The sequence below is a fragment of the Pseudomonas sp. T1.Ur genome, from assembly GCF_023516725.1.
Classification (GTDB): domain Bacteria; phylum Pseudomonadota; class Gammaproteobacteria; order Pseudomonadales; family Pseudomonadaceae; genus Aquipseudomonas; species Aquipseudomonas alvandae.
Genome location: NZ_JAMGSN010000001.1, coordinates 5,149,368 through 5,171,698 on the forward strand (window position 1 = coordinate 5,149,368; position 22,331 = coordinate 5,171,698).

Annotated in this window: 20 protein-coding genes and 1 pseudogene; 12 read left to right on the top strand and 9 right to left on the bottom strand. The window is 61.8% G+C overall.

Going from position 1 to position 22,331, the window contains the following annotated elements; all coding sequences use genetic code 11:
* Nucleotides 1–114: 114 nt before the first annotated feature.
* From M8Q45_RS22705 to M8Q45_RS22715, 3 genes are all read right to left on the bottom strand, one after another.
* Nucleotides 115–1,032: a phasin family protein gene (locus M8Q45_RS22705; RefSeq protein WP_249876473.1), complete on the bottom strand. Its 918-nt coding sequence runs from the start codon at nucleotides 1,030–1,032 to the stop codon at nucleotides 115–117.
* A gap of 10 nt (nucleotides 1,033–1,042) precedes the next feature.
* The gene (locus tag M8Q45_RS22710; RefSeq protein WP_198797401.1) at nucleotides 1,043–1,465 is read right to left on the bottom strand and encodes a phasin family protein; all 423 of its coding nucleotides are present in this window, start codon (nucleotides 1,463–1,465) and stop codon (nucleotides 1,043–1,045) included.
* A gap of 266 nt (nucleotides 1,466–1,731) precedes the next feature.
* Complete coding sequence (locus tag M8Q45_RS22715; RefSeq protein ID WP_249876474.1) at nucleotides 1,732–2,007, bottom strand: polyhydroxyalkanoic acid system family protein; 276 nt, start codon at nucleotides 2,005–2,007, stop codon at nucleotides 1,732–1,734.
* A gap of 154 nt (nucleotides 2,008–2,161) precedes the next feature.
* Here M8Q45_RS22715 and ubiE point away from each other — a divergent pair, with 154 nt between their 5' ends.
* The 12 genes and pseudogenes from ubiE (at nucleotide 2,162) to M8Q45_RS22775 (ending at nucleotide 13,833) form a co-directional block, all read left to right on the top strand.
* Nucleotides 2,162–2,932 carry a bifunctional demethylmenaquinone methyltransferase/2-methoxy-6-polyprenyl-1,4-benzoquinol methylase UbiE gene (gene ubiE / locus M8Q45_RS22720; RefSeq protein ID WP_024779926.1) on the top strand — a complete coding sequence of 257 codons (771 nt, stop codon included), beginning with the start codon at nucleotides 2,162–2,164 and terminating at the stop codon, nucleotides 2,930–2,932.
* A pseudogene (locus M8Q45_RS22725) lies at nucleotides 2,932–3,556 on the top strand (ubiquinone biosynthesis accessory factor UbiJ). Before ubiE ends, M8Q45_RS22725 begins: the two are co-directional and overlap by 1 nt.
* Nucleotides 3,553–5,157 carry a ubiquinone biosynthesis regulatory protein kinase UbiB gene (gene ubiB / locus M8Q45_RS22730; RefSeq protein WP_030139119.1) on the top strand — a complete coding sequence of 535 codons (1,605 nt, stop codon included), beginning with the start codon at nucleotides 3,553–3,555 and terminating at the stop codon, nucleotides 5,155–5,157. The pseudogene M8Q45_RS22725 and the gene ubiB overlap by 4 nt, the downstream one beginning before the upstream one ends.
* 131 nt (nucleotides 5,158–5,288) lie before the next feature.
* Nucleotides 5,289–5,687 carry a phosphoribosyl-AMP cyclohydrolase gene (hisI, locus tag M8Q45_RS22735; RefSeq protein ID WP_181290774.1) on the top strand — a complete coding sequence of 133 codons (399 nt, stop codon included), beginning with the start codon at nucleotides 5,289–5,291 and terminating at the stop codon, nucleotides 5,685–5,687.
* Nucleotides 5,680–6,012: a phosphoribosyl-ATP diphosphatase gene (locus M8Q45_RS22740; RefSeq protein ID WP_017126935.1), complete on the top strand. Its 333-nt coding sequence runs from the start codon at nucleotides 5,680–5,682 to the stop codon at nucleotides 6,010–6,012. Before hisI ends, M8Q45_RS22740 begins: the two co-directional genes overlap by 8 nt.
* A gap of 24 nt (nucleotides 6,013–6,036) precedes the next feature.
* Nucleotides 6,037–6,324, top strand: a complete 288-nt coding sequence (locus M8Q45_RS22745) for a twin-arginine translocase TatA/TatE family subunit (protein WP_249876476.1) — start codon at nucleotides 6,037–6,039, stop codon at nucleotides 6,322–6,324.
* 10 nt (nucleotides 6,325–6,334) lie between these two features.
* Complete coding sequence (gene tatB, locus M8Q45_RS22750) at nucleotides 6,335–6,748, top strand: Sec-independent protein translocase protein TatB (RefSeq protein ID WP_249876477.1); 414 nt, start codon at nucleotides 6,335–6,337, stop codon at nucleotides 6,746–6,748.
* Nucleotides 6,745–7,542 (top strand): twin-arginine translocase subunit TatC, encoded by a 798-nt coding sequence (tatC, locus tag M8Q45_RS22755; RefSeq protein ID WP_249876478.1) that lies wholly within the window; start codon nucleotides 6,745–6,747, stop codon nucleotides 7,540–7,542. The genes tatB and tatC overlap by 4 nt, the downstream gene beginning before the upstream one ends.
* On the top strand, nucleotides 7,539–8,246 hold the full coding sequence (locus M8Q45_RS22760) for a 16S rRNA (uracil(1498)-N(3))-methyltransferase (RefSeq protein ID WP_249876479.1): 708 nt from the start codon (nucleotides 7,539–7,541) through the stop codon (nucleotides 8,244–8,246). Before tatC ends, M8Q45_RS22760 begins: the two co-directional genes overlap by 4 nt.
* 117 nt (nucleotides 8,247–8,363) lie before the next feature.
* Nucleotides 8,364–10,268: a HAMP domain-containing methyl-accepting chemotaxis protein gene (locus M8Q45_RS22765; protein WP_249876480.1), complete on the top strand. Its 1,905-nt coding sequence runs from the start codon at nucleotides 8,364–8,366 to the stop codon at nucleotides 10,266–10,268.
* Between the two features lie 315 nt (nucleotides 10,269–10,583).
* On the top strand, nucleotides 10,584–12,500 hold the full coding sequence (locus M8Q45_RS22770; RefSeq protein WP_249876481.1) for a methyl-accepting chemotaxis protein: 1,917 nt from the start codon (nucleotides 10,584–10,586) through the stop codon (nucleotides 12,498–12,500).
* A 991-nt stretch (nucleotides 12,501–13,491) separates the two neighbouring features.
* A complete protein-coding gene (locus M8Q45_RS22775) occupies nucleotides 13,492–13,833 on the top strand; it encodes a DUF6124 family protein (RefSeq protein WP_249876482.1) in 342 nt (113 codons plus the stop codon).
* 153 nt (nucleotides 13,834–13,986) lie between these two features.
* Here M8Q45_RS22775 and mdoH read toward each other — a convergent pair whose 3' ends face one another.
* The 6 genes from mdoH to M8Q45_RS22805 form a co-directional block, all read right to left on the bottom strand.
* Nucleotides 13,987–16,557 (bottom strand): glucans biosynthesis glucosyltransferase MdoH, encoded by a 2,571-nt coding sequence (gene mdoH / locus M8Q45_RS22780; protein WP_249876483.1) that lies wholly within the window; start codon nucleotides 16,555–16,557, stop codon nucleotides 13,987–13,989.
* Nucleotides 16,550–18,292, bottom strand: coding sequence for a glucan biosynthesis protein G (locus M8Q45_RS22785; RefSeq protein ID WP_249876484.1), 1,743 nt, complete (start codon nucleotides 18,290–18,292; stop codon nucleotides 16,550–16,552). The genes mdoH and M8Q45_RS22785 overlap by 8 nt, the downstream gene beginning before the upstream one ends.
* A 350-nt stretch (nucleotides 18,293–18,642) precedes the next feature.
* Nucleotides 18,643–19,080, bottom strand: a complete 438-nt coding sequence (dtd, locus tag M8Q45_RS22790) for a D-aminoacyl-tRNA deacylase (protein WP_030138257.1) — start codon at nucleotides 19,078–19,080, stop codon at nucleotides 18,643–18,645.
* On the bottom strand, nucleotides 19,077–20,048 hold the full coding sequence (gene pip, locus M8Q45_RS22795) for a prolyl aminopeptidase (protein ID WP_249876485.1): 972 nt from the start codon (nucleotides 20,046–20,048) through the stop codon (nucleotides 19,077–19,079). The genes dtd and pip overlap by 4 nt, the downstream gene beginning before the upstream one ends.
* Nucleotides 20,049–20,153: 105 nt before the next feature.
* Nucleotides 20,154–21,065 carry an alpha/beta hydrolase gene (locus M8Q45_RS22800; RefSeq protein ID WP_249876486.1) on the bottom strand — a complete coding sequence of 304 codons (912 nt, stop codon included), beginning with the start codon at nucleotides 21,063–21,065 and terminating at the stop codon, nucleotides 20,154–20,156.
* Nucleotides 21,066–21,230: 165 nt separating this feature from the next.
* Complete coding sequence (locus tag M8Q45_RS22805) at nucleotides 21,231–22,178, bottom strand: choline ABC transporter substrate-binding protein (protein WP_249876487.1); 948 nt, start codon at nucleotides 22,176–22,178, stop codon at nucleotides 21,231–21,233.
* Nucleotides 22,179–22,331 lie beyond the last annotated feature (153 nt).

The following is a 22,331-nucleotide window of genomic DNA, read 5'->3' on the forward strand; positions in this document are numbered from 1 at the left end:
TACACCGCCATCGCGAGCAAGCTCGCTCCCACAAGTTGAACCTGCAGTGCATCCAAATGCACACGCATAAAAAAGCCCGGCCTCAATAGGCCGGGCGTTTTTTAGTCCTGGAGATCAGGACTGGGTGGGTGGCGTCGATGGGGTCGGCGCAGGTGTTGGCGTGGCCACCGGAGTCGGAGCCGAGGCGGAGTTCGCCGTGCTCACCGGGGGCGTTGCCGGTTTGGCGGTAGCGGTTGGCGCCTTGGGTGCGGCTGCTTTGGGTGCGGCCGCTTTTTTCACGGCAGGCTTTTTCGCTGCGGCAGGTTTTGCGGCGGGTTTGGCTGCCGCTTTTGCCGCCGGTTTGGCCGGCGCTTTTGCCGCTGGCTTGGCGGTGGCAGGTTTGGCTGCCGCGGTTTTGGCCGCAGGTTTAGCGGCGGGTTTGGCTGCTGCCTTGGCCGCTACTGGTTTGGCCGCAGCCTTCGCTGCCGGCTTCGCCGCTGCAGTTTTGGCCGCAGGCTTGGCGGCGGCTTTCGCTGCCGGTTTGGCCGCAGCCTTGACCAGTGGCTTGGCGGCCGTCTTCGCCGCAGGCTTGGCGGCCGCCGTCTTGGTGGCCGTAGCCTTGGTCGCGACAGGCGTGACCTTCGCACCGGTGAGTTTTTCGATCTGCTTGGTCAAGGTATCAACCTTGTTGTGCAGTTCCTTGACTTCATTGCGGCTCGGCACGCCCAGGCGGGAAATCGCGCTGTTCAGGCGCTTGTCGAAAGCCCCTTCCAGCTCGTCCCACTTGCCCATCGCCCGATCCTTCACGCCGCCGATTCTCGACTTGGCGGACTCGGCAGAGACCGCAGCCGCATCGACTTGTTTGCCGATCGCCGTCTTGGTGAGTTTTTCGGCTTTCTCGCCGTCCTTAACCAGGGACTCGAAGAGTTTGCTGCCGTCAGTGTCGATCTTCGAGTACACGCCTAAACCAGCAAGCCAGATTTTGCGGGAGTACTTTTCAATCTTCCCGGCCCACGAGCTGCCTTCTTTTTCGGTGATTTTTTTGCCAGCCATCCCGTTCTCCTTAATGTTTACGCGCGACACGTTCGAGCAATGCCGTCAGCTCATCGAGCTTAGCAGAGAGTGCCTCAACGTCATGTTTAGACGGAATGCCGATACGATTCAAGGCACTTGCAACACGCGCGTCGAATACCTTCTCGACTTTATCGAGTTGTACTTCAACCCGAGCCTTGAATGTATTGACGTCGGTCTTGGCTTCGATCAGTTCGCTGTTAGCCGCTTCAAGTTTCCCGGCAATTTTCTTTTTGCCTTTGGTTTCAATAACTTCGCCAGCCTTTACCAGCTCCTGGAAGTACTCGCTGCCTTCCTGGCCGACCTTCGTGTAGGCGCCCAGGCCAGCCAGCCAGATCTTGCGCGCGTACGTTTTCACGTCGCTGAGCGTGGAAGATTCAACGTCGGTTTTTTTCTTCAGGATAACTTTGGCCATGGTGCACCTCACTCGAAAAAAGGTTTGAGGAACTGCCCGCACACGGTCGGGCTCAGGCACAAAGTAGTGACAATAATTAGAAAGGGCACCCTAACAACTGACACATATCCCAACGGCGATGATCCCTCCTGTGGGAGCGAGCTTGCTCGCGATAGCAGAGTGTCAGTCAACCTTGATGTGACTGAAGTAATGCAATCGCGAGCTCGCTCCCACAGTTGGATGAATGGCGAACTCGAGTCCTGCATTCCACCAGCCCTTCCAATCACTCAAGCCAACGCCTTATCCAACGCCTTTTCGATTTCCGTCTTGATCGTGCCGCTCATGGCCGACATCAACATGCCCAACTCCACATCGACGCGAATCGAATCCTCGCCCACATGCACTTCGCCCTTGACCCCGGAACGCTTGAGCTTGAGCGTGTCGCCTTCCCAAGTAGGCTCCAGGCCATAGCTGCTGGACAATTTTGCGGCCAACTTGTCAGCCTTTTCGCGGGCCGCTTCCTTGCCCAGGCCATGGGCACGTTCAACACTAATTCGGGCCATCTGATAACTCCTGCTTGATCGAGACTTGCCTGAACGTTCAGACCCTGCCTGCGTCAAAACGTCCGGGCGATGGTCCATCTTACCTGCAGCCTTGCCAAGACAAAGCCCTCCACCGGGATTAGAATGTCCCGCATTCTTTTTTGGTGACCGCGATATGACTGATCAGCGCAAAGGCAGCGATGCCGAACCCACCACACACTTCGGCTTCAAGAACGTGCCGGAAAGCCAGAAAGCGGAAAAAGTCGCTGAGGTTTTCCACTCGGTGGCCGCCAAGTATGACTTGATGAATGACCTGCTTTCGGGCGGCATGCATCGCCTCTGGAAGCGTTTCGCGATCGAGCTGTCAGGCGTGCGCAGCGGCAACCGGGTGCTGGACATCGCCGGCGGCACGGGCGACCTGACCAAGAAGTTCTCGCACATCGTCGGCCCGACCGGCCACGTGGTGCTCGCCGACATCAACGAATCGATGCTCAAGGTCGGCCGCGATCGCCTGCTGGACCTGGGTGTGGCCGGCAACGTCGAGTTCGTCCAGGCCGATGCCGAAAAGCTGCCGTTCCCGGATAACCACTTCGATTGCGTGACCATCGCCTTCGGCCTGCGCAACGTCACCCACAAGGAAGACGCCCTGCGCTCGATGCTGCGCGTGCTCAAGCCCGGTGGCCGGCTGCTGGTCCTGGAATTCTCCAAGCCGACCAATGCGCTGATGTCCAAGGCCTATGACGCCTACTCGTTCGCCTTCATGCCCCTGATGGGCAAGCTGATCACCAACGACGCGGAAAGCTATCGCTACCTGGCCGAATCGATCCGCATGCACCCGGACCAGGAAACCCTGAAGTCGATGATGGTCGAGGCCGGTTTCGACCGGGTGACCTACCACAACATGACTTCGGGCATCGTCGCCCTGCACCGGGGTATCAAGCCCTGATGCTGCTCACCGGCCTGCTCGCCGGCGTCGAACTCGGGATCAACCGGGTCCTGCGCCTGGACAGTACGGCGCCGATGCGCCTGGCGCACTTGAGCGGCAAGGTGATTGCCGTCGATTGCCGCAGCCCGGCGTTGCAGCTGTTTATCCTGCCCAGCGATGAAGGCCTGATGCTCGCCGCCCACTGGGAAGCTGAAGCCGATTGCACGCTGCGCGCCCCGGCGGCGAGCCTGCTGGAACTGGCGCTGAGCAAGAACAAGACCGCCGTGCTGCATGGCCCGGACGTCGAGCTCGACGGTGACAGCGGCGTGCTGCTGGAGCTGGCGGCGATTCTCCAGGACCTCGAACTGGACTGGGAATACGAAGTGTCCCGCTGGATCGGCCCGGTGGCGACCCAACTGCTCAGCGGTCACCTGCGTAGCCGCAGCCGCTGGTACCGCCAGGGCTTCGCCAGCCTGGGACAGAATCTGAGTGAATACCTGGCCGAAGAATCGCGTACCCTCGTGGGCCAGCGCGAAGCACAGGCCCGTTTTGATGAACTGGACCAGGTCAAGCTCGACCTGGAACGTCTCGAGGCGCGTTTCGAGCGCCTTTCCCGAACCCTTGAACCCAAGCGATAACGCATGAAGCTGCTTGCCGTCCGCCGTCTGTTGCGCATCCAGCGCGTCGTGATCCGTTACCGCCTCGATGACCTGCTGTTCGCCTTGCCGCTGCCCTGGTTTCTCCTGGCGCTGCGCTTCGTGTTGCCGTGGCGCTGGTTTCCCCGGCGAACCCTGGACCTGAGTCGCGGCGCTCGCCTGCGCCTGGCCTTGCAGGACCTGGGGCCGATCTTCATCAAGTTCGGGCAGATCCTTTCGACCCGTCGCGACCTGTTGCCCGAAGACATCGCCGATGAGCTGATGCTACTGCAAGACCGCGTGCCGCCATTCGACTCGAAGTTGTCGGTGGCGCTGATCGAAGCGCAACTGGGCAAGAAGATCAGCGAAGTCTTCAGCCGCTTCGATGTCGAGCCCCTGGCCTCGGCGTCGGTCGCCCAGGTGCACGCCGCCCAGCTCAAGACCGGCGAAGAGGTGGTGGTGAAAGTGATTCGCCCGGGCCTGAAGCCGGTCATCGCCCAAGACCTGGCCTGGTTGTTCATCCTTGCCCGCGCCGCCGAGCGGGTGTCCGCCGACGCGCGCCTGCTGCACCCGGTGGACGTGGTCCAGGACTACGAGAAAACCATCTTCGACGAGCTTGACCTGCTGCGCGAAGCCGCCAACGCCAGCCAACTGCGCCGCAACTTCGAAGGCTCGCCGCTGCTCTACGTGCCGCAAGTCTATTGGGACTGGTGCCGGCCGAAAGTGCTGGTGATGGAGCGCATCTACGGCATCCAGGTCACCGATCTGGCGACCCTCGCCGACCAGCGCACCGACATGAAACTGCTGGCCGAGCGCGGCGTGGAAATCTTCTTCACCCAGGTGTTCCGCGACAGCTTCTTCCACGCCGACATGCACCCGGGCAACATCTTCGTCAGCACCGTGCAGCCGTGGAGCCCGCAATACATCGCGATCGACTGCGGCATCGTCGGCAGCCTGACCCCGGAGGACCAGGATTACCTGGCGCGCAACCTGTTCGCCTTCTTCAAGCGAGACTACCGTCGCGTCGCCCAACTGCACATCGATTCGGGCTGGGTGCCGGCCGAGACCAAGCTCAACGAATTCGAAGCGGCGATCCGCACCGTGTGCGAACCGATCTTCGAAAAACCGTTAAAGGATATTTCCTTCGGCCAGGTGCTGATGCGCCTGTTCCAGACCGCGCGGCGTTTCAACATGGAAGTCCAGCCGCAGTTGGTGCTGCTGCAGAAAACCCTGCTGAACATCGAAGGCCTCGGCCGCCAGCTCTATCCGGACCTGGATTTGTGGAACACCGCCCAGCCGTTCCTCGAACGCTGGATGCGCGAGCGGATGAGCCCGAAAGCCTTGCTAGGCAACGTGCAGAGCCAGTTCGAACAGCTTCCCCACCTGGCCAACATGACCCGTGACCTGCTCGAACGCATGTCCCAACCCCACGCCAACGACCCGGCGCCGCCGTGGCACCGGCGCAAGGATGACTGGTTCCTGAGATTGCTCGGCGCGGCCCACCTGGGCGGTGGCGCCGTGCTGGCCGCCGGCGGTCCGTTAAGCCAGTTGGGCCACTGGCCCGCCGGCATCATGGTGGCCGTTGGTTTGTATCTGGTCGTTCGTCGATAGCACGAAGCAGCTGCAAGCGATAAGCTGCAAGCCGCAAGTTCATGGGTGAACCTATCAACGCAAGCACCACACAGAATCGCTTTTACTTGCAGCTTGAAGCTTAAAAGCTTGCCGCTGCCCCAGGACCCCAAATGAAAAACTGGCAGGACGAGATCAAGTGGGACGCTGACGGCCTGGTGCCGGCCATCGCCCAGGATCACAAGACCGGGCGCGTGCTGATGATGGCCTGGATGAACCGCGAAGCGCTGGCCCTGACCGCCGCCGAGAACCGCGCCATCTACTGGTCACGTTCCCGTGGCAAGCTGTGGCGCAAAGGTGAAGAGTCCGGACATGTGCAGCATCTGCATGAGATGCGCCTGGATTGCGACGGCGACGTCATCATCCTGATGGTCGAGCAGGTCGGCGAGATTGCCTGCCACACCGGCCGTCAAAGCTGCTTCTATCGCGTCTTCGAGAACGGCGACTGGAAAACCGTCGACCCGGTGCTCAAGGACCCGCATGCCATTTATTCAGGACACTCCCATGACTGACACCTTGACCCGCCTGGCCCAGGTGCTGGAAGAGCGCAAGGGCGCCGCGGCCGACAGTTCCTATGTCGCCAGCCTGTACCACAAGGGCTTGAACAAGATTCTGGAAAAGGTCGGCGAAGAGTCGGTCGAGACCATCATCGCTGCCAAGGACGCCGCCATCAGTGGCGACTGCAGCGACGTGATCTACGAGACCGCCGACCTGTGGTTCCACAGCCTGGTCATGCTGGCCCAACTGGGGCAGCATCCGCAGGCCGTACTGGATGAACTGGACCGTCGCTTCGGTCTGTCCGGGCACGTCGAGAAAGCCTCGCGCCCGTCCGCCTGATCAATTTTTGAGAGGAGTAGCCACATGGGTATCTTTGACTGGAAACACTGGATCGTCATTCTGGTGGTCGTGGTGCTGGTATTCGGCACCAAGAAACTGAAAAACCTTGGCACCGATGTCGGCGAGTCGATCAAGGGCTTCCGCAAGGCCATGAACGATGACGAAAAACCGGCCGACCCGGCGACCACCCAGGCTCAACCCGTGCAGCCGGCCCAACCGGTACACCCGCAGGCCACCCAACCGGTGAATGCGCCGAACACCATCGACGTGCAGGCCCAGAAAGTCGAAGAGCCAACCCGCAAAGACTCGTGAGCACTGACTAATGTTTGGGATCAGCTTCACTGAACTGCTGCTCGTCGGCCTCGTCGCCCTGCTGGTGCTGGGCCCCGAGCGCCTGCCGGGCGCTGCGCGTACCGCCGGTCTGTGGATCGGGCGCCTGAAGCGCAGCTTCAACGCGATCAAACAGGAAGTTGAACGTGAAATCGGTGCCGACGATATCCGTCGGCAACTGCACAACGAACACATCCTGTCCCTGGAGCAGGAAGCGCGGAAAATCTTCACGCCGACCCAGCAGGAGCCTACGCCGGTCCAGCCCGTGGCCGAGCCGACGATTGCTCCCGAGGCCGGGGCCACCGAAGCTGCGCCAGTGACGGCTGAACCTGTAAAACCTGTGGATCCGGCTCCTGCGACCACACCGACTCCCCACGATCCCACTTTGCCGCCGCGAGCCCCATGAGCGATATCCCTGAAAACGACCAGCCGATGCCGCTGGTATCGCACCTCACCGAGTTGCGCACCCGCCTGCTGCGCTGCGTCGCGGCGGTTTTCATTATCTTCGCCGGGCTGTTTTCCTTCACCCAGCAGATCTACACCTTCGTCTCCACGCCGCTGCGCGATTACCTGCCGGCGGGCGCGACGATGATCGCCACCGACGTGTCGTCGCCGTTCCTGACGCCGCTGAAGCTGACGATGATGGTCTCGCTGTTCCTGGCGATCCCGGTGATCCTGCACCAGATCTGGGGCTTCATCGCACCGGGCCTGTACAAGCATGAAAAACGCGTCGCCGTGCCGCTGCTGGTGTCGAGCATCCTGCTGTTCTATACCGGCATGGCCTTCGCCTATTTCTTCGTGTTCCCGCTGATCTTCAAGTTCTTCGCCGCCGCCACCCCGGCGGGCGTGGAAATGATGACCGACATCACCAGCTACCTGGATTTCGTCATGACGCTGTTCTTCGCCTTCGGCGTGGCGTTCGAGATTCCCGTGGCAGTGGTGCTGCTGGTATGGATCGGCGTGGTGGACGTCAAATACCTGAAGAAAATCCGGCCATACGTGATCATCGGCTGCTTCGTGGTTGGCATGATCCTGACCCCGCCGGACATCTTCTCCCAGACGCTCCTGGCGGTGCCGATGTGGTTGTTGTTCGAAATCGGCATCCTGTTCGGTGGCCTGGTGCGCAAGCGCCGGGAAGATGAACCCGAGGACCAGCCGGTCGATGACCACAACGACCAGCCGCCAGCGACCCAAGCGTGAACCTGCTGCTGCTCGAAGAGGCCGACTTCATCGGGCCTGACCGCGTCATCCTGAGCGATCGCCGGTTGACCCACATGCAGGAAGTCCACCGCAGCGCCGTCGGCGACAGCCTGCGGGTTGGGCGCCTCGGCGGCTTGATGGGCACGGCCCAGGTGCTGCGCCTGGAAACTCGCGAAGCCGAACTGCAAGTGACCCTGGACCAACCGCCACCGGCCAAGTTGCCCTTGACCCTGGTGCTGGCGCTGCCTCGCCCGAAAATGCTCAGGCGCGTATTCCAGACCGTGGCGACCATGGGCGTGCCGCGTGTGGTGCTGGTGAACAGTTATCGGGTGGAAAAAAGTTTTTGGCAGACGCCGTTCCTGGAGCCCGAGGCGATTCGTGAACAACTGATCCTGGGCCTGGAGCAGGCCCGGGACAGCGTGCTGCCGGAAATCGTCATCGAGAAGCGCTTCAAACCCTTCGTCGAGGATCGCCTGCCCGCCCTCGTCGATGGCACCCTCGGGCTGGTCGGCCACCCCGGCAACCACCCGCCCTGCCCGCGGGCACTGACCGAACCGGTGACCCTGGCAATCGGCCCCGAAGGCGGTTGGATTCCCTATGAGATCGACTTGCTGGGCAAGGCCGGCTTGCAGCCGGTGCAGCTTGGTGAGCGGATCCTGCGGGTCGAGACCGCCGTCACGGCCCTGCTCTCACGGCTGTTCTAACTCCCGTAGCTTGCTACGGTGTTACAAACTTATTCAGCTCATTTCTCCAGTTCCGCCAAAAACGTGCCGATACAACTACTATAAAAAAGCAGTTCCGCCCTTCAAGGGAGTACCGGTATGTTCCGATGGCTAGGTAACGTAGGCGTTAATCGCAAACTCGGCTTCGGTTTCGGCTTGGTACTGCTCTTGACCGTGATGATCGCTTTCACCGGTTGGACCGGCCTGAGCAAGGTGATTGCTCGTGGCGACACGCTGGGACTTATCGCCAGCCTGAACGACCTGACCAAGGACCTGCGCTCCGCGCGCATGGATTATGACGCGACCCGTGGCGAAAAAGGCCCGGGTGACCTCAACGATCTCCTCGGTAAATTGGAGCCTGGGCTACAGAGCGTCCGCCAGTCGATCAGCGAGCCGGCCGATGTGGCGATCATCGACAAGCAGTTGGCGGCTGTCGCCGAGTACAAGACGGTCGTCGCCGATCTGGTCCGCGCCACCGCCAGTCGCGAGGATGCCCGCAGCAAACTGGGCGCCAGCGCCGATAACGCGGTGGCCCATGTCGCCGACGTTGAAAACGCCATGCTGCAAGGCGATAGCGTTCCACGACTCGGCGGTGTGTCGAGCCTGGCGAAAGCACTCCAGCAGGCCCGCTATCAGGTTCGTGGGTACACTTACAGTGGCCAGGCCAGCGCCGAGCAACCCGCGCTGGATGCCATCGATAATGCGATGAAAACCCTCGACAGTCTTGCACCGCAACTGGCCGATGAACACGCCGCCAAGCTGCAGCAGGCCAGCGCATCGTTCAAGGCTTATCGCGCAGCGGTCAGCCAGTTCCGTGACGCCCAGACGGCCAACGCAGCTGCCATCAAGCGCATGTCCGACCTGGGAGTCGTGCTACGCAAGGCCAGCGCAGATCTCACCGCCTCCCAAACGTTGGTGCGCAATCACGAAGCGGCCCAGGCCGACACCCTCCTGATATCGGCCGCAGCGCTGGCCCTCCTGTTCGGCGTGATCGCAGCCCTGATAATCACCCGGCAGATCGTCGACCCGCTGGGCCAGACGCTCAAGGTGGCCGAACACGTGGCCGCAGGCGACCTGACCCACAACCTCACCTCCGAGCGCCGCGACGAACTGGGCCAGCTGCAGCGTGCCATGCAAGGCATGACCGTGGGCCTGCGGCAATTGATCGGCGGCATCAGCGAAGGCGTCACGCAGATTGCCAGTGCCGCCGAGCAGCTCTCGGCCGTCACCGAGCAGACCAGCGCCGGAGTCAGCAGGCAGAAAGTGGAAACCGACCAGGTCGCCACCGCCATGCACGAAATGACGGCCACCGTGCAGGAAGTGGCGCGTAATGCCGAGGAAGCCTCCGAGGCCTCCCTCGCCGCCGACCAGCAGGCCCGCGAGGGGGACAAAGTGGTGGGCGAAGCCATCGCCCAGATCGAACGCCTGTCCAGGGAAGTGAGTAACTCTACCGAAGCGATGGGTCAGCTCCAGCGCGAAAGCGACAAGATCGGCAGCGTCCTGGACGTAATCAAGTCCGTCGCCCAACAAACCAACCTGCTGGCCCTCAATGCGGCCATCGAAGCGGCCCGTGCCGGTGAAGCCGGTCGCGGTTTCGCCGTGGTGGCCGATGAAGTCCGCAGCCTCGCCCAGCGCACCCAGAAATCCACCGAGGAAATCGAAGAATTGATTGCCGGCCTGCAGACGGGCACCGAAAAGGTCGCGAGCAGCCTGGGCAGCAGCCGCGGCCTGACCGATAGCAGTGTCGAACTGACCCGCCGCGCCGGCGGTTCCCTGGAGAACATCACCCGCACCGTCTCGGCGATCCAGGCAATGAACCAACAGATCGCCGCCGCCGCCGAGCAACAGAGCGCCGTGGCCGAGGAGATCAACCGCAGCGTGCTGAACGTCCGCGATGTATCCGAGCAGGCCTCCGCCGCCAGCGAAGAGACCGCCGCCTCCAGCGCCGAGTTGGCACGGCTGGGGGTTCACTTGCAGACGCTGGTCGGGCGCTTCAAGGTCTGACCAAAAGGGCCGGCATAAACCTGTGGCGAGGGCGCTTGCTCCCGCTCGGCCTGTAGGAGCTGGCGAAGCCTGCGATCTTTTGATCTTTTGATCTTTTGATCTTTTCGCTTGAGATTCAAGTGTTGTTGGAAAGATCGCAGCCTCGTTGCACTCGGCAGCTCCTACACAGCTCCTACACAGCTCCTACACAGCGGCTACAGGCCAAGCAGGAGCAAGCGCCCTCGCCACGAAATCTTGACAATCCCCTACAGATCCCGCCCAAGCTGCCGATACAGCTGCCATAAAACCAATTCAGCGCTCCAAGGGAGTATCAGCATGTTCCGGTGGCTTGCCCAGGGTCTGGGAAATGTAAGCGTGAATCGCAAACTCGGCGCAGGCTTCGGCCTGGTGCTGCTCCTCACCTTGATGATCGCGTTCACCGGCTGGTCCGGCCTGGGCAATGTCATCAGCCGGGGCGACAAGCTCGGGTTCATTGCCAGTCTCAACGACCTGAGCAAGGACTTGAACCTGGCCAGCATCGACTACAACACCACCCGCGGCGAGAAAGGCCCGCAGCAGGTCAACGACTTGCTGGGCAAGCTCGATGCAGGCCTGAAAACCGCTCGCGAATTGATCGAACAGCCCGCCGACATCGCGCTGATCGACCAGCAACTGGCCGCCGTCGCCGAGTACAAAAGCGCCTTCGCCCAGATGACCCGCGCCACCGTCAGCCGCGAGGACGCCCGCAGCAAGCTCGGCGCCAGCGCCGACAATGCCGTGGCCCGCGTCGCCGAAGTCGAGAAATCGCTGCTGCAAGCAGGCGACATCACGCCATTCAACAGCGTGGTCACCCTGAGCAAAGCGGTCCAACAGGCCCGCTACCAAGTTCGCGGCTACACTTACAGCGGCAAGAGCGAGGCCCAGCAACCGGCCCTCGATGCCATCGACACCGTCCTCAAACTGCTTGCGCGCCTTCCGGACCAACTTCCCGAGGAGCACGCCGCCAACCTGCAGCAGGCTAGCGACTCGTTCAACCTTTATCGTGCCGCGGTCGCCCAGTTCCGTGACTCACAGATCGATAACGCCGCGGCACTGCAGCGCATGAGCGAGCAAGGCCAGATCCTGATCGACTCCAGCCAGAAGCTCACCGTGTCACAGACCGCCGTGCGCGACCGCGACACCGCCCAAGCCAAGAGCATCCTGATCGCAGCCGCCGCCCTGGCCCTGCTATTTGGCGTGATCGCCGCTCTGCTCATCACTCGGCAGATCGTCGGTCCCCTGGATGAGACCCTGAAGGTGGCAGAACGCGTCGCCGCGGGTGACCTGACCCATAACCTCACCTCTGAACGCCGCGACGAACTCGGCCAACTGCAACGCGCCATGCAACGCATGACCGTGGGCCTGCGGCAATTGATCGGTGGCATCGGTGAAGGGGTTACCCAGATCGCCAGCGCCGCCGAACAGCTGTCGGCCGTGACCGAACAGACCAGCGCCGGTGTGAACAGTCAGAAAGTGGAAACCGATCAGGTCGCCACGGCCATGCACGAAATGACCGCCACGGTGCAGGAAGTCGCGCGCAACGCCGAAGAAGCTTCCGAAGCCGCCGTCGCCGCCGACCAACAGGCCCGCGAAGGCGACAAGGTGGTCGGCGAAGCCATCGCCCAGATCGAGCGCCTGGCCAAGGAAGTGGGCAACTCCACCGCCGCCATGGGCGACTTGAAGCGTGAAAGCGACAAGATCGGCAGCGTCCTCGACGTGATCAAGTCGGTGGCCCAGCAAACCAACCTGCTGGCCCTCAACGCAGCCATCGAAGCGGCCCGTGCCGGGGAAGCCGGGCGAGGCTTTGCCGTGGTCGCCGACGAAGTTCGCAGCCTGGCCCAGCGCACCCAGAAGTCCACCGAGGAAATCGAAGAACTGATCGTTGGCCTGCAGAACGGCACCGAGCAGGTCGCGACCATCATGGACAACAGCCGCAACCTGACCGACAGCAGCGTCGAACTGACCCGCCGCGCCGGGGGCTCGCTGGAGAACATCACGCGTACGGTTTCAGCGATCCAGTCGATGAACCAGCAAATTGCGGCTGCGGCCGAGCAGCAGAGCGCGGTGGCCGAGGAGATCAACCGCAGCGTGCTGAATGTGCGTGATGTGTCGGAGCAGACGGCGTCGTCCAGTGAGGAGACGGCAGCTTCCAGCGCGGAGTTGGCGCGGCTGGGGGTTCATTTGCAGACGTTGGTGGGGCGGTTCAGGGTTTGATGCCCTTTGGGGCTGTTCACTTTGGACTTGTGCGTATATCCGTTTTTTGGGTAACGGCCTCTTAGGGTTTCGCTTTTACAGCGACTCACTTTCGAAGAGCCCGGAGTGCGGCCTGAGAGCCGACCTGGCTCTTGATGGGGTCGCGTTTCTCCTGTGGGAGCGAGCTGGCGAAGAGGCCCGCATATCATCCAGCATCGTTATCGGCTATGACACCGCCTTCGCGAGCAAGCTCGCTCCACATCGATCTGTGCTGAATACCAAAATTCATGTCCAACACAGCCCCTGTGGGAGCGAGCTTGCTCGCGATGAGGCCGGTAAGCCCAACATTTATGTGACTGATCCACTGCCATCGCGAGCAGGCTCGCTTCCACAATTGGATCGGGGCTATACCCGGGCAGGCAGGTCGGCTGTTAGGCCGCCTTCGCGAGCAAGCTCGCTCCCACAGGGGAAACGCGGCCCCACCAAGAACCACGGAGCAATGGCGGAGTGAGGGCATGCCGAGCCTAGGCGAGGCACCGAGTGGTGGGGCAAAAGCGTTTTGCTTACTTTTGACTGGGCCGGCTTCCGGACTTCTCAAAAGTGGAGACGCCGTAAGGGCGGAACCATCAGCAGCCGTGCCCCAAATAACGCATATACACACAAAAACACCTGCATCCCACAATCCGTCATCCCAAGGCTACGGCGCCTTGCGCCATTGCCTACAACTACGCCAGAATCCGCCGGCTTGTGCGCCTTGGCCCTGGGCTCTAACGTTTGCAGGTCGCTGTCAGTTCAGCGATCGGGTTTAGCAGCCTGGGCAAATCCTAGACGTACACTCTCCACATGCATGAGCAGGCTTCAGCGCCTGCGCATCTATGTCATGGCGGTTGTGCGTGGGAGACCTTCGGGTCTGCCGGGTTCTAGGGTCCCGGTCTGCTAACCCGCGTACAGTCGCCACCCTCCTCGTTTAGCAGCGATTTCTGGCGGCTCCATTACCCTAGGAGCGTCATCCATGTACAAAGTGACACCCAACCCACCAGAACCCGAAACCGACCCCAAGAAACTCCAGGAAGCCACTGATCGCGCGCTGGATTACTACCTGAAGCCCAAACAGGCCAAACCCGAGAAAAAATCGTCGCCAGGCCAACTCTTCACCATCGTCGACGGCATCGACACCGAAAGCCTGCTGGCCAACCTCAGCGAAACCCTGGCTTCAGCCGACGCCATGATCAACGACCTGGCATTCGACCTTGAGGGCTCGCGGCGCCACGTTGCCCTTGGCATCCTGCAGCTGATCGAACTGAGCAGGTTATTGGCAAACCGGATGTTGGATAGCGTCAATCCGCAACACTGACCGCACTGCAAAAGCGGGGCGGCTACGCCCGAAACGTCGGACCGTCCCAGCGGGAGCAAGCTCCCTCGCCACAAAGGCTATCTGCAGATAGAAAATACACCCAACAAAAAGCCCCGCCTCTTTTCAGAAGCGGGGCTTTTGTTCATCACACTATCAAGCCAACTGAGGCTGTACGCTCACCGGCTGCAGCGGCAACAACGGTGCGTGCGGATCGGCCTTGACCGACTCGCGCCATGCCGCCAACCACTCGGGGTGCGCCTCGGCCCAGACCTGCTCATGCAGGCGGGACAATGCCACCGGGTCGCTCAACAGTGCCAATCGCTCGGCGTTGTTGAGCCCCGCAGGGCCGACCTTCAGCGCGTGACGAACACGTTCGACCCGCAGCCATTCGATCGGCTCGGCCTTGCCATGGCGTGACGTCGCCAAGGCATAGGCCAAGGCGTTCTGTTGCGGATCCACCACCGCCCGGATGAAACCGTCGTTCAGCGCATGCCAACGGTTTTCATGGGTGTACTGGTCGGTCGACAGCAGTTCCTGAGGCGGTGCGTATTCCTCGGGGATCAGGAACAAGCTTTCATCACGGGACTTCAAGCCCAGGCCCACGCGACTGGAAATCACCGAGACCGGGATCGACAGCATCAGGGAGCCGACGATCGGCACGAGCCACCACAGGAAGCTCGGGTTCAGCCAGATCACCAGCAAGGCCCAGAAGAAGCCCAGCAGGGTTTGCGGACCGTGGCGCTTGACGGCTTCGCTCCATGGCGTGGAGTCGTCGTCACGTTTCGGCGAGTTCCACGTCGCGGCCCAGCCCAGGAAAGCGGCAAGGACGAAGCGGGTGTGGAAGATCATCCGCACCGGCGCCAGCAGCATGGAGAACAGCATCTCCAGCAGCATCGACAGCGTCACCTTGAACTTGCCACCAAACTCCTTCGCGCCTTTCGCCCAGATCAGCACGATACTCAACAGCTTGGGCAGGAACAGCAGGACGATGGTGGTGGAAAACAGCGCGATGGCCTTTTCCGGATGCCATTGCGGCCACAGCGGGTACAGCTGGCGCGGCTCCAGGAAGTATTGCGGCTCCATCAGCGTATTCACTGCCAGCAGCGCGGTGGACAACACCAGGAAGAAGAACCACAACGGCGCCGACAGGTAGGACATCACGCCAGTCAGGAACACCGCGCGGTGTACCGGGTGCATGCCCTTGACCAGGAATAGCCGGAAGTTCATCAGGTTGCCGTGGCACCAGCGACGGTCACGCTTGAGTTCGTCCAGCAGGTTCGGCGGCAATTCCTCGTAGCTGCCCGGCAGGTCGTAGGCAATCCACACGCCCCAGCCGGCACGGCGCATCAGCGCGGCTTCGACGAAGTCGTGGGAGAGGATCGCGCCAGAGAACGCACCTTTACCCGGCAACGGCGCCAGGGCGCAGTGGTCGATAAACGGCTTCATGCGGATGATCGCGTTGTGACCCCAGTAGTGCGACTCGCCCAACTGCCAGAAGTGCAGGCCGGCGGTGAACAGCGGACCATAGACGCGGGTGGCGAACTGCTGCATGCGCGCATACAGCGTGTCCATGCCCGAAGCCTTTGGCGCGGTCTGGATAATGCCGGCGTCAGGCGTGGCTTCCATCAGGCGCACCAGGCTGGTCAGGCATTCGCCGCTCATGACGCTGTCGGCGTCGAGCACGACCATGTACTTGTAGTCGCTGCCCCAACGACGGCAGAAGTCGTCGAGGTTGCCGCTCTTGCGCTTCACGCGACGGCGACGACGGCGGTAGAAGATCTTGCCGAAGCCGCCGGTTTCACGGCAGACGTCCAGCCAGGCCTGCTGCTCGGCGACGCAGATATCGGTTTCGTTACTGTCGCTGAGCACGAAGAAATCGAAGCGATCCAGGTCGCCAGTGGCCGCGACCGACTCGAACGTGGCGCGCAGACCGGCGAATACCCGCGGGACGTCCTCGTTGCAGATCGGCATGACCAATGCAGTGCGGGCGTCCTTCGGAATCGGCTCGTTGCCGGCGCTGGCGCCGGAGATACGGTACTTGTCGTGACCGGTGAGCAGTTCCAGAAAGCCCATCAGCGCAGTCCAGAAACCAGCCGACACCCAGCAGAACAGAATGCCGAACATGATCAGGATGCTGGTTTGCAGCGCGTACGGCAGCACTTGCGTGGCCGTCTGCAGCAGCGGTTGGTGCATCACTTCGTCGAGGTCCACCAGCGACCAGCCCTGGTACGGCATGATGCCTTTCATGTACCAGCCAGCGACGATGGTCTGGCCGAGCATCAGAATCAGCAGGATGTAGCGGCGGATCGAACCCACGGTACGCCACCGTGCGTGCGGCAACACGCGCTCGTCCTTGGGCGGCTTCGGCGGATTGGTGCGACCGGTCAGGCGGCGCCAGCCACGCACCAGGATGTTGGTGCGCCACGGCTCCGGCACGACTTTGGTCCGGCGAATCGGCGGCGTCGCCTTCAGGCACACCCGGCCGTTGGAATCGAGCGCCAGCATTTCGGCGTCCTCGAGTTCCTCGGCGGTGCTCAGTGTCAGGCGACGCCCCACCGAGGCTTGCGCCGCCTCGTTGGGTGCGTCGAACGTCGAAGAAGCCAGGCGTTCATGCAATTCGCTGAATGACTTGCAGCCCGCCAGCTCGGCGCGCTGCTCGTCGGTCATCGGCAAATGGGCCAGATACTCGCTGAGAGATTCTGGTTGTACGGGAGTATTACTCATCGGCAGGCAACTGGTAGCTCCAGGTCTCGGTCAGGACTTGTTCAGTCTGTTCCGGTTCCTGTGGGGTTGGGGTCGGCTCGGCGGCGGCGGTGGACGCCTTCACGGCCTTGGCTTCTTTCTGCTCGGCGGCTTGCTCGTTGGCTTTTTCTTTTTCGCTCTGCTGCTTCGCGACCTTGTCAGCCTTGGCCAACGTGTTCACGGAATGCGAGGTGGCAGGCAGTTCGACAGGAACCAGCGGCCGGACCAGGGCAGCACGCATCTCGGTGGCTTTGCTCGGGTCCTTGATCTTCAGGCGCAGCGTCAAGCGCCAGCCCTTGGTTTCAGGGTTGTAGCGAACGCTGTTCTCGACGATCTCGCCGTTGTCGCCAACGCTCACCTGGCTACGCACTTCGGCGTCTTCAGGCAGCGCTTGCAGGGATGGCCCTTCGAAGTCGACCAGGTAGGCCACGCTGCCGTCCGGCTGACGGATCAGGTTGGACTGCTTCACGTCACCGGTGGAACGCAGGGTCTGCTTGACCCAGGCGCTGTCTGGCGAGTGCAGGTTGGCTTCATCGAGCGTCCAATGCAGACGGTAGGCGAAGTCCAGCGGCTGGCCAGGCTCAGGCAGTTTTTCCGGGCTCCAGAACGCAACGATGTTGTCGTTGGTTTCGTCGGCGGTCGGAATTTCAACCAGGTCGACGGTGCCTTTGCCCCAATCGCCTTTCGGCTCGATCCAGGCGCTAGGACGTTTTTCGTAGCGGTCGTCCAGGTCTTCGTAGTGACTGAAGTCACGGCCCCGTTGCAACAAGCCGAAACCACGCGGGTTTTCAACCGAGAAGTTGCTCACGGCCAGGTGTTTTGGATTGTTCAGCGGACGCCAGATCCACTCGCCATTGCCGGCATGGATGGACAGGCCGCTGGAATCGTGGAGTTCACGACGGTAGTTCAGCACTTTGGAAGGCTGGTTGGCGCCGAACAGGAACATGCTGGTCAGCGGGGCGATGCCCAGTTTGTTGACGCGATCACGCAGGAACACACGCGACTTCACGTCGACCACGGTGTCGGTGCCCGGACGCAGGGTCAGGCGATAAGCGCCCGTGGCCCGTGGCGAATCCAGCAAGGCGAAGATCACCAGGTGCTTGTCGGTCGGTTTCGGACGCTGGATCCAGAACTCGCGGAAACGTGGGAACTCTTCACCCGACGGCAAAGCGGTATCGATCGCCATGCCACGAGCAGACAAACCGTAGACCTGGCCCTTGCCGATGACGCGGAAATAGCTCGCGCCCAGCATGGTCATGATTTCGTCTTGCTTGTCCGCCTTGTTGATCGGGTACAGCACGCGGAAACCGGCGTAGCCCAGCTGTTCGGTCGCCTTGGGATCGAACTTCACGTCGCCGAAATCGAAACGTGTCGGGTCGTACTTGATCTCGTCGACGGTGGTCGCGGTGATTTCATTGATCTTCACCGGCGTGTCGAAGTGCATGCCCTGATGATAGAAGGACAGCCGGAACGGCGTCTTCTGGTCGGCCCATTCAGCTTTTTCAGTGCGGAAACGGATTTTCTGATAATCGGCGAACTTCATTTCGCGGAATTCGTTCGGCAAGTTGCTGCGCGGGGCTTCGAACTTCTGCCCGGCCAGTTCTTGTGCTTTTGCCGACACATCATCCAGGCTGAATGCCCACAATTGGCTGGCGCCAAGCAGGCAAAACAGGGCCGAGCCCGCTACCAGAGCGCTTCTAAACCGTTTGGCAGTCATTTTTGGTGCATTACAGGGACTAACAATCACGAGCAACCCTCGCCGAAAACTGATCAAAAAACCAACGGCCAGATAAAGTATCTACACGGTAACGGCGCTGAAAAACCGTTCCTGCGGACCACTCTTGCCAAGTTGGCGAGCATTGTTCCGACTCCGATGGGACAAAATGATTCCCCAAACGGTTCAGGACAAGTCTCTACCTAAGTCAAATGGACCAGCGATCGCTGGTCCCCCGTAGCGCGCGATTATCTAGTAGGCCGCGTGACAACGCATCAGGGCTAGCAAAGTATTTATCGGGAAAACGTCCTGTTTTCCCTCGAAACCGGGCCGAAAAGATGTTTCAAACGCTTTCAGGCCTGTAACAGAAAGGTTACCGGGCCATCGTTGACCAGATGCACTTGCATGTCGGCGCCGAATCTACCTGATGCCACGGTGCCATGCACCTGTTTCGCCTGGTTAAGCAAATAGTTGAATAGCTCTTCGCCCAGGGCGGGAGGCGCGGCGGTCGAAAAACTCGGTCGCAGGCCGCTTTTGGTGTCCGCTGCCAGGGTGAATTGTGAAACCAGCAGCAAACCGCCTGCCACATCCGCCAGGGACAGATTCATCTTCCCATCCGCGTCGCTGAACACCCGGTAATTAAGCAGCTTGTGCAGGAGTTTGTCGGCGTGGGCACGCGTGTCCCCAGGCTCGACCGCCACCAGCACCAGCAAGCCATGGTCCACCGCACCGACAATCTCACCCGCAACCTCGACCCGGGCGCCGCGAACCCGCTGCAGCAGCCCTTTCATGCTTCTTCGGGCGGCAGGTCAAGCAGGCGCCGGGCCATTTGTGCGGCGGCGCGCACCAGCGCATCGGTGATCCCTGGCTCCGACGCAGCGTGGCCGGCGTCGCGAATCACTTGCAGTTCGCTGTTGGGCCAGTTCTGGTGCAGTTCCCAGGCGTTGTCCAATGGACAGATCACGTCGTAGCGGCCGTGCACGATGACGCCCGGCAAGTGGGCGATCTTGCCCATGTCGCGAATCAGTTGGTTGGGCTCGAGGAAAGCATTGTTGGTGAAGTAGTGACATTCGATCCGGGCGATCGACAGCGCGCGCTGCGGCTCGGAGAAGCGATCGACCACCAGCGGGTTCGGCCGCAGGGTCGCGGTACGGCCCTCCCAGGTCGACCAGGCCTTGGCCGCGTGCATCTGGGCAATCTGGTCGTTACCGGTCAGGCGCTTGTGGAAAGCGCTGAGCAAGTTGTCGCGTTCGTCCAGCGGGATCGGCGCGATGTAGTCCTGCCAGTAGTCAGGGAACAGGCGACTGGCGCCTGCCTGGTAGAACCACTCGATTTCCTGCGGACGGCAGAGAAAGATCCCACGCAGGATCAAGCCATGTACCCGCTCCGGATGGGTCTGGGCGTAGGCCAGGGCCAGGGTCGAGCCCCAGGAGCCGCCGAACAGCACCCATTTTTCGATGCCCAGGTGCTTGCGGATGCGCTCCAGGTCTTCGACCAGATCCCAGGTGGTGTTGTTTTCCAGGCTGGCGTGAGGCGTGGAACGACCGCAGCCGCGCTGGTCGAACGTGACGATGCGGTACAGGTTCGGATCGAAGTAGCGACGGCTTTGTGCATCGCAACCCGCCCCCGGGCCGCCGTGAATGAACACGACTGGCAAGCCTTCCGGCGAGCCGCTTTCATCAACATAGAGCGTGTGGGTGTCATCGACAGCCAGATCGTGCCGGGCATGGGGTTTGATCTGCGGGTACAAAGTCTGCATTGCGCGCTCCGTAAGGGGTCGAGTCATCCCTGTGGGGACTTCTATTTAGTCTGCCGTCCGGCATCATAAACCCGAATCACCTTAATGAGCATGCCCCGCGCGCAGTCAAAGCGTGTCAGCCAGGTAAGCGAGCAGCGTGCGATACATCTTATCCACCTCCGGTACCTGGCCCCGAGCACGCAGGCAACCGTGGACCAGGCCTTCGCCCCGGTACAACACGCAAGCCCCTCCTGCGGCGTTCAGCCGCTCGCTATAAAGGACACCGTCATCACGCAGCGGATCCCATTGGGCGACGGCGACGAAGGCGGGGGCCAAACCCTTCAGATCATCGGCAAGCAACGGTGCGGCGTAGGGCGTGGGGTCGGCACCCTGCAGGTACAAAGCGTCATAGTGTTGCAGGTCACTGCGGCTCAAGAGCGGTGCGGCGGAACACTCGTCGCGCGACGGCAAATGCGCAGGGCCGCCGAGTGCCGGATAAATCAGCACCTGGGCCCTGGGCTGGGGCTGGCCTGCATCGCGCAGGGCCAGGCACAACGCCGCGGCGAGGTTGCCCCCGGCACTGTCGCCAGTCACCGCGCGGCGACGCGGGTCAATGGCAAACGGCAGGTCCGTCAGGTGACGCCACACCGCGAGGCAGTCTTCGAAACCAGCCGGGAAGGGATGTTCCGGGGCGAGCCGATAGTCCACCGCCACGACCAGCACGGCGAGGGCTTCGGCCAGTTCCATGCAGATGAAATCATGGGAATCCAGGTCGCCCACCACCCAACCACCACCGTGCAGGTAAAGGATGCACGGCCAACCGGCCAGCGGCGGCGCGGTGCGTGGGAGGTAGGCGCGGACAGCCACGCCAGCCAAATGCAGGTCCTCGACCGCCAGCGTTGCCGGGCGCGGCGGGGTGAACGCCCGGCACATCTGGCTGTAGGCCTGGCGCGAACCGGCGAGGCTGTCGTCCGGGGCGCTGAAGCTCAGGGTTTTGTCGATGAAAGCTGACATTGCCTGGGAGAGTGGGTAGGCCATTGTGATTTGCCGTGGAATGCCCAGGTATAACCCGGAGGCTTTTGTGGCGAGGGAGCTTGCTCCCGCTCGGTTGCGCAGCGACCGCCAGGAAAAGCCGGGTCTGCTTCGCAGCCCAGCGGGAGCAAGCTCCCTCGCCACGGGATTATCGCTGTCCTTGATACCGTGTCAGTGCTTGAGACTGGCCTGCACCGCCGCAATGCCATCCTTGCCGTCGAAGCTGGTCACGCCGGCGAGCCAGCGCTGTAGGTCCTCGGGATGTTCACGCAGCCATTGCCGGGCGACATCCTGGGGTGTCTTGCGCTCCATGATCGGCACCATCAGCTGGCTTTCCTGGGCGGCGGTGAACGTGAGATTTTCCAGCAACCGCTGAACGTTGGGGCAGCGCTGGGCGTAGTCCGGCGCGGTCACGGTGGACACGGTCGCGGCGCCTTCATTCGGGCCATAGACGTCTTCACTGCCCGTCAGGTAGGCGATGTTCATGTTGATGTTCATCGGGTGCGGGGTCCACCCGACGAACACCACGAATTCCTTGCGGTTCACCGCCCGCTGCACCGCCGCCAGCATTCCAGCCTCGCCGGATTCGATCAGCTTGAAATCCTTGAGGCCAAAGTGATTGGTTTCGATCATGGTCTTGATGGTGGCATTGGCGCCACTGCCCGGCTCGATCCCATAGATCTTGCCGCCGAGCGGGTCCTTGAACCGGGCGATATCGCCGAAAGTCTTGAGCCCCGCCGCCGCCACGTAGTCTGGAACGGCCAAGGTGGCCTGGGCATCGGCCAGGCTTGGCTGGTCCAGCACCTTCACCTGGTTGGCCGCCAGGAACGGGGCGATGTTCTTGTCCATCGCGGGCTTCCAATAGCCCAGGAAAATATCGAGTCGCTTGTCGCGAATGCCGGCGAAGATGATCTGTTGCACGGCGCTGGTCTGCTTGCTTTCGTAGCCCAGGCCGGTGAGCAACACATCGGCCATGCCGCTGGTGGCGATCACGTCGGTCCAGTTGACCACGCCCATGCGCACGGTCTGGCAGGACGCAGGCTCGGCGGCCATTGCGCCGGAGCTTAGTAGAGCGGTACCGCAGAGGAACGACAGACAGCGTTTGGACAGTCTTTTCATCGCGTGGGTCTCGTGCGGCAGTGGATTGTTGTAGGTCGGTGTCTAGGTGCACCGTGCCTGGAACATTACGCAGCGTCGAGGGGGCGAAAGTGAACTGTGGCGACTTGGATTTGCACGGTGGCGACAGGGAAAGGGCTTGGAATGCTTTTGTGG